Below are 6,163 nucleotides of genomic sequence, written 5' to 3'. Positions count from 1 at the left end.
TTCCCTTGAAGCTTGATGCCGTTGACCAGATAGATCGAAACAGGCACGTGCTCCTTGCGCAGCGCGTTCAGAAACGGGTCTTGTAACAATTGCCCTTTGTTGCTCATAGCAAACTCCGTATTTTTTTGCAGGTTTAACTTAAATTGGCGACGAAGAAAAAGAAATCCGTCGCCAATCGCTACACTATAGCTGATTCTCGTTCCCCCGCGCGGATCATGGCTGTACGGCCAGGAGGCTTACGGGCGCTAGCGAACGCAGTTCAGCCGTTGTCTAGTTTTTATCCGTGTACGGATTCGTCGAGGATCGAAACTCAATTCGCAATGGAGTCCCGGTCAGCGAGAAAGTTTCCCGGAATCGATTCTCCAGATAACGCTTGTACGTTTCCGTCACGGCGTCGAGTGCGTTGCCGTGAATCACAATAATGGGTGGGTTCTGTCCCCCCTGGTGCGCGTAACGCAGCTTCGGCCGCACCGGGCCGCGACGGCGTGGCTGCTGGAATTCTACGGCTTCGATGAGCGCGCGCGTGAGCTTCGGCGTGGGCAGCTTCGCCATGGCGGCGGCGTAGGCGTCGTCCACCGAGCGCATGAGCGGCCCGATGCCGAATTTTTCCGTCGCCGAGATGAAGCGCATTTCCGCGAAGTCGAGGAACTTCAGCTTGCGCTGCAGGTGGTGCTTGGTGCGCTCGCGCGCGTGGTCGTCCATGCCGTCCCACTTGTTCACGCCCACCACGAGCGCGCGCCCCTGCTCCACCACGAAGCCCGCGATATGCGCATCCTGGTCCGAGATTTCCTGGCGCGCGTCGAGCAGCAGAATCACCACGTTCGCATCCGCGATCGACTGCAGCGTCTTCACCACCGAGAACTTCTCGATCGCCTCGAACACCTTGCCACGACGGCGCAGGCCGGCCGTGTCGATCAGCGTGTACTTCTTGCCGTTGCGCTCGAAATCGACATAGATCGAATCGCGCGTCGTGCCCGGCATGTCGAACGCGATCACACGATCTTCGCCGATCAGCGTATTGACGAGCGTGGACTTGCCCACGTTCGGGCGGCCGACGATCGCGATCTTGATGCCGTGCTTGCTCGCATCCTCGTCGCTCTCTTCCGGACGATCCGCGTATGCCTCGTCGAGCGCCTCGTTGATCATCTCCGTGACGCCGTCGCCATGCGCGGCGGAGATCGCGCGCGGGTCGCCCAGACCGAGTTCGTAGAAGTCGGCGGCCACGGCGCTGTACTTCATGCCCTCCGCCTTGTTGACGACGAGGAAGATCGGGCGGCCGGTCTTGCGCAGGTAGTCGGCGATGTGCTTGTCCTGCGGCGCGAGGCCATTGCGGCCGTCGCAGATGAACACGACGATATCGGCCTCTTCCACGGCCTGGCGCGTCTGGCGCGCCATCTCGTGCAGGATGCCGTCCTTCGCGACAGGCTCGAAGCCACCGGTGTCGACCACGAGATACGCGCGATCGCCCACGCGCCCTTCGCCATAGTGACGGTCGCGCGTGAGGCCCGGCAGGTCGGCCACCAGCGCATCGCGCGAACGCGTGAGCCGGTTGAACAGCGTGGATTTCCCCACATTGGGGCGCCCGACGAGGGCGATTACGGGTTTCATCTGATCTTTTCTACGGTAAGGCGCGGCACCGGAACGTCCGGCGCGCTGCGCGGCAAGCCCCGCGCCTGCAGGGCTGCATCGGTTGCAAATTATCACGAAATGGGCCGCGGCCCCGAACCGGGAGCGCGATGCGGCCGGGCCGGTCGCCGCGCATCCGCCCAATGGCGGCGTGGTGGGTGGCGCGATCGTGCCTCGCGCCATCCCCAAATGCGCGCGGCCGGCTGGAGCCGGCCCGCGGGTGAGACATCGGAGCCTGCTGGCCCCGCCGCCTCGTACACCTGCATGCGCCAGACTGCCGCTCGTGAGGTGCGGCCGCCGGTATCTTGCGTGCGGTATGCGTGTCTTGCCTTGTGCGCCGACCAACTGGGCCGGCGTCATGAGCGATTCCAGAGAGAAATCGCCCTTAAACGAACGAGCCTTAGCGCGGACGCAGCCCGAACAGGTCGCCGTCCTTCGTCTGAACCACCAGCGTGTTACCGGCGAGCACCGGTGCAGCGGTAATCGGGCTACCGTCGGTCTTCACGCGCGAAACGAAACTGCCGTCGTCGAGCGAGAGGAAATGCACGTAGCCCTGGTAGTCGCCGAGCACGACCGCGTGGCCCAGCAGCGCCGGCACGCTCACGTCGCGGCTCTTGAGCTTGTCGTTCGTCCAGGTCGGCTGGCCCGTCGAAACGCTAAAGGCCTTCACGACCGACCAGTCGTCGCCGCCCACCACCGTGGACTCGTCCTGGGCGATACCGCTCGTGCTCGAGAACGCCTTTTGCCACAACGCGCGGCCCGAGTTTGCGTCAAAGCAACCGAGCTGCCCCTGGAACGTCACCGCGCAGGTCGTCGCGCCGACGAGCGTGGGCGGACCGCTCACGTCGTTGATGCGCTCGACTTCCGTCACGCCCCTCGGATACGAGACCGGCGTCTCCCAGAAAGCGTCGCCGTTCTGCAGGTTGATCGCCGCGAACGCGCCGCCCGGGAAGCCCGCGAGCACCGCCTGGTCGCCCGCGAAGGTCATGCCGGACGAGACGCGCAGGTTCAGCGGCACGGCGCGCGCACGATAGAGCCACTTCTGCTCGCCCGTTTGCGCGTTGAAGGCAACGATCTGGCCGTCGATCGTGCGCGCGATCACAAGGCCGTTGCCGACCAGCGGCGGCGAGATGATCTCGCCCGGCGCCTTGGCTTGCCATGAAAGCTTGCCGTTCGAGTCGAGCACGTAGACGTCGCCCTTCAGGCCGCCGACGGCCGTGAAATTGCCGTCGCTGCCAACACCTGCCGAAATGTCATCCTTCAGCTTCGTGCGCCAGATGTCCTTGCCCGATGCGGCGTCGATCTTCGCGACCGACCCGTTCTGGCCCGCCGCATAAACGGCGTCGCCCACGGCGACTGGCGAGAAGAGGTAGCGTCCGGCCTTGCCGACGCTCGATGTCCACACCTGCTGGACGTCCAGCACCGGCTTGAACTCGGTCAGCGGCACCGGTACGCGGCGCTCGTCTTTCGTCGATGAGCAGGCTGCCAGAGCCAGGACGGTCATCGCGAGCGCGACGGGCACTACGGTTCGTTTCAGCAGATTCATCGGTGAACGAAGCATGAATGAAGTTGGGTTTGAATGGTTTCGCAATGCCACACGCACTGCGCGCAGCTTAGCCGCCGAGCGCGTCCAGCTTGAACTGGATCAACTGGCGCTCGGAAGCGTCGCTCTTCGGCAGGCTGTCGAGCGCGAGCTTGTAGGACGCGCGCGCGTCGTCGCGCTTGCCGGCGGCTGCCAGCAGATCGCCGCGGCCGTCCGCGACGATACCCTTGAACGGACCCGAATCGGGTTGCGGAATCAGCGCGAGCCCTTGGTCGTAGGCCTTTTCGTCGAGCAACAGCGAAGCGAGGCGCAGCTTCGCAATCTGTCGGAATTCGTCGTCCTTCGCGTGGTCGGCGGCCCATTGCAGTTGCGCCTTCGCGCCGGCCGTGTCACCCGCCATGTAGAGCGCCTTGGCAACGGCGAGCGCCGTCATCTGCGCATACGCGGTGCTGCCGAAGCGGTTTTCCATGTCCGACGCCACGCGCGTGAGCATGTCCTTGTCGCTGCCGTTCGCGGCCTGCTGCACCTGGTCGTACAGCACGGCGGCTTCCGCCGTCTGGCGGCGCTGCCAGAAGTTCCAGCCGTTCCACGCGGCGAGCGCGAGCAGAACGATCAGCACGAGCCACGTAGTGACGTTACCCCACTGCGCCCACCATGCCTTGAAGCTCTCGATCGATTCCTGTTCGTCGTGGTAACTCATCGCGTAGCGATTCCTTGTTTATTCTGAAACCTGTTTTCGGGCGCGCCGCATTTCATGCATGCACGTGCTCGATTGCGCGTGCTGCGAGCCGGGCGCGCCGCCGCGTGTGATGGTCAAACGGGTCGCGGGCTGTGCGCCCTGATCAGTCGTCGCCGTCTTCGGCGGATGCAACCATCGCATTGATCAGATATTCGGTCAAGTCCTCAAGCGCTACCGTTTGTTGCTCGCTCCGGGCCTCGGCAGCGGTGCCGCGCAGCGCCTTCACGCCCGCTTCGCCCTTCGCCACTTCGTCCTCGCCGAGCACCACGGCGAACGCCGCACCGCTCGCATCCGCGCGCTTCATCTGCGACTTGAAGCTCGCGCTCTGACCGTCAGCGCTGCAATGCAGGATGACGTCGAGACCCGTATCGCGCAGCCGTTCCGCCACGATGAACGCCTTCTCGCGTGCAGCTTCGCCCTGGTGCACAACGTAGACATCGCAACCTTCTTCTTCCGGCACGAGATCGTCTTCCTTGAGCAGCTCGAGAATGCGCTCGATGCCCATGGCCCAGCCGCACGCGGCGCTCGGCTTGCCGCCCAGCTGCTCGATCAGCGGATCGTAGCGGCCGCCGGCCGCGACGGTACCTTGCGCGCCGAGCTTGTCCGTCACCCACTCGAATACGGTCAGATTGTAGTAATCGAGACCGCGCACGAGGCGCGGGTTGATCGTGAACGGAATGTTGTTCGACTTGAGGATGCGCTGCAGCCCCTCGAAGTGCGCGCGCGAGCCCTCGCCGAGGAAGTCGATCAGCTTCGGCGCCTTGTTCGCGATCTCCTGCAGCGCGGGATTCTTCGTGTCGAGCACGCGCAGCGGGTTCGTGTAGAGGCGGCGCTTGCCGTCCTCATCGAGCAGCTCCACGTGCTGCTCGAGGTACTTGATGAGCTCCACGCGATGCGCGGCGCGCTCTTCGGCCACACCCAGTGAGTTGATCTCGAGCTTGATTCCGGTCAGACCGAGGTCGTCCCAGAGGCGCTGGCACATCAGGATGATCTCGGCGTCCGCGTCGGGACCCGCGAAGCCGAGCGCCTCGACGCCCACCTGATGGAACTGGCGATAGCGACCGCGCTGCGGACGCTCGTGACGGAACATCGGGCCGATGTACCACAGGCGCTTCGGACCGTCGTACAGCATGTTGTGCTCGATCGACGCGCGCACGGCCGCGGCCGTGCCTTCCGGACGCAGCGTGAGATTCTCGCCGTTCAGCGCGTCGGTGAAGCTGTACATCTCCTTCTCGACGATGTCGGTCACTTCGCCGATACCGCGCGTGAAGAGCTGCGTGTGCTCGACGATCGGCGTGCGGATATTTTGATAGCCGTACGAACGAAGCATGGACTTCACCGTGGTTTCGAAGAAGTCCCACAGACCTGCCTCCTGCGGCAGGATATCGTTCATGCCCTTCACGCCCGTGAGCTTTTCGGGCTTGCGTTTCTGTTCAGTCATTGCAGTCATTGCGTTGCGAATCTGCTGTGCGAATGGCGATGTTCGGTTGTGCGTATCGATCTGCGGGTGCGTTCAGTTCGTCGCTTCGGCCTTGCCGTACTTGCGCGCGACGTAGTCGCTCACGATCTGCTGGAATTCTTCGGCGATGCGCTCGCCGCGCAGCGTCTTCACCTTCTCGCCGTCGATGAACACCGGCGCCGCGGGGTTCTCGCCCGATCCCGGCAGGCTGATGCCGATGTTCGCGTGCTTCGACTCGCCCGGGCCGTTCACGATGCAGCCCATCACTGCGACGTTCATCGTTTCGACGCCCGGATATTCGCCACGCCACACGGGCATCTGCGTGCGCAGATAGTTCTGGATCTGCGAGGCGAGCTCCTGGAACAGCGTGCTGGTCGTGCGGCCGCAACCGGGGCACGCGATGACCATCGGCGTGAACGAGCGCAGGCCCATGGTCTGCAGGATTTCCTGGCCGACCACGACTTCGCCCGTGCGCGAAGCGCCCGGTTCCGGCGTGAGCGAAATGCGGACCGTGTCGCCGATGCCCTGCTGGAGCAGCACGGAGAGCGCCGCCGTCGAAGCGACGATGCCCTTCGAGCCCATGCCGGCTTCGGTGAGGCCGAGGTGCAGCGCGAAATCGCAACGCTTCGCGAGCTGCTGGTAGACGGCGATCAGGTCCTGCACGCCGCTCACCTTGCACGACAGGATGATCTTGTCGCGGCCGAGGCCAAGCTCGACGGCACGCTCCGCCGAGCCGATGGCCGACTGGATCAGCGCTTCGTACATCACGCTCTGCGCTTCCCAGGGCTCCTTGCGC

6 protein-coding genes are annotated in these 6,163 nt (G+C 64.3%); all 6 read right to left on the bottom strand.

Features of this window, described 5'->3' with window-relative positions:
• Positions 1–107 (bottom strand): RNA chaperone Hfq (locus VMJ11_RS32030; RefSeq protein ID WP_325625021.1); only part of this gene is annotated, 107 nt, incomplete at its 3' end.
• Between the two features lie 163 nt (positions 108–270).
• On the bottom strand, positions 271–1,608 hold the full coding sequence (gene der / locus VMJ11_RS32025; protein ID WP_325625019.1) for a ribosome biogenesis GTPase Der: 1,338 nt from the start codon (positions 1,606–1,608) through the stop codon (positions 271–273).
• 418 nt (positions 1,609–2,026) lie between these two features.
• Entirely contained in the window at positions 2,027–3,172 is a 1,146-nt protein-coding gene (gene bamB / locus VMJ11_RS32020; protein WP_325625017.1) for an outer membrane protein assembly factor BamB, read from the bottom strand.
• Between the two features lie 67 nt (positions 3,173–3,239).
• Positions 3,240–3,869 (bottom strand): tetratricopeptide repeat protein, encoded by a 630-nt coding sequence (locus VMJ11_RS32015; protein WP_325625016.1) that lies wholly within the window; start codon positions 3,867–3,869, stop codon positions 3,240–3,242.
• Between the two features lie 142 nt (positions 3,870–4,011).
• Entirely contained in the window at positions 4,012–5,349 is a 1,338-nt protein-coding gene (gene hisS / locus VMJ11_RS32010; RefSeq protein ID WP_325625014.1) for a histidine--tRNA ligase, read from the bottom strand.
• 72 nt (positions 5,350–5,421) lie between these two features.
• Positions 5,422–6,163, bottom strand: a 742-nt coding sequence (locus tag VMJ11_RS32005; RefSeq protein ID WP_325625013.1) for a flavodoxin-dependent (E)-4-hydroxy-3-methylbut-2-enyl-diphosphate synthase, incomplete at its 5' end; no start/stop codon positions are given.

Source organism: Paraburkholderia sp. (assembly GCF_035501035.1).
GTDB lineage: Bacteria > Pseudomonadota > Gammaproteobacteria > Burkholderiales > Burkholderiaceae > Paraburkholderia.
This window is presented reverse-complemented; position numbering and strand designations above follow the sequence as displayed.

What these genes read in the sequence shown, in the direction of transcription:
- der (WP_325625019.1), bottom strand. Translation starts at nt 1,608, where the DNA reads ATGAAACCCGTAATCGCCCTCGTCGGGCGCCCCAATGTGGGGAAATCC.
- bamB (WP_325625017.1), bottom strand. Translation starts at nt 3,172, where the DNA reads ATGAATCTGCTGAAACGAACCGTAGTGCCCGTCGCGCTCGCGATGACC.
- VMJ11_RS32015 (WP_325625016.1), bottom strand. Translation starts at nt 3,869, where the DNA reads ATGAGTTACCACGACGAACAGGAATCGATCGAGAGCTTCAAGGCATGG.
- hisS (WP_325625014.1), bottom strand. Translation starts at nt 5,349, where the DNA reads ATGACTGAACAGAAACGCAAGCCCGAAAAGCTCACGGGCGTGAAGGGC.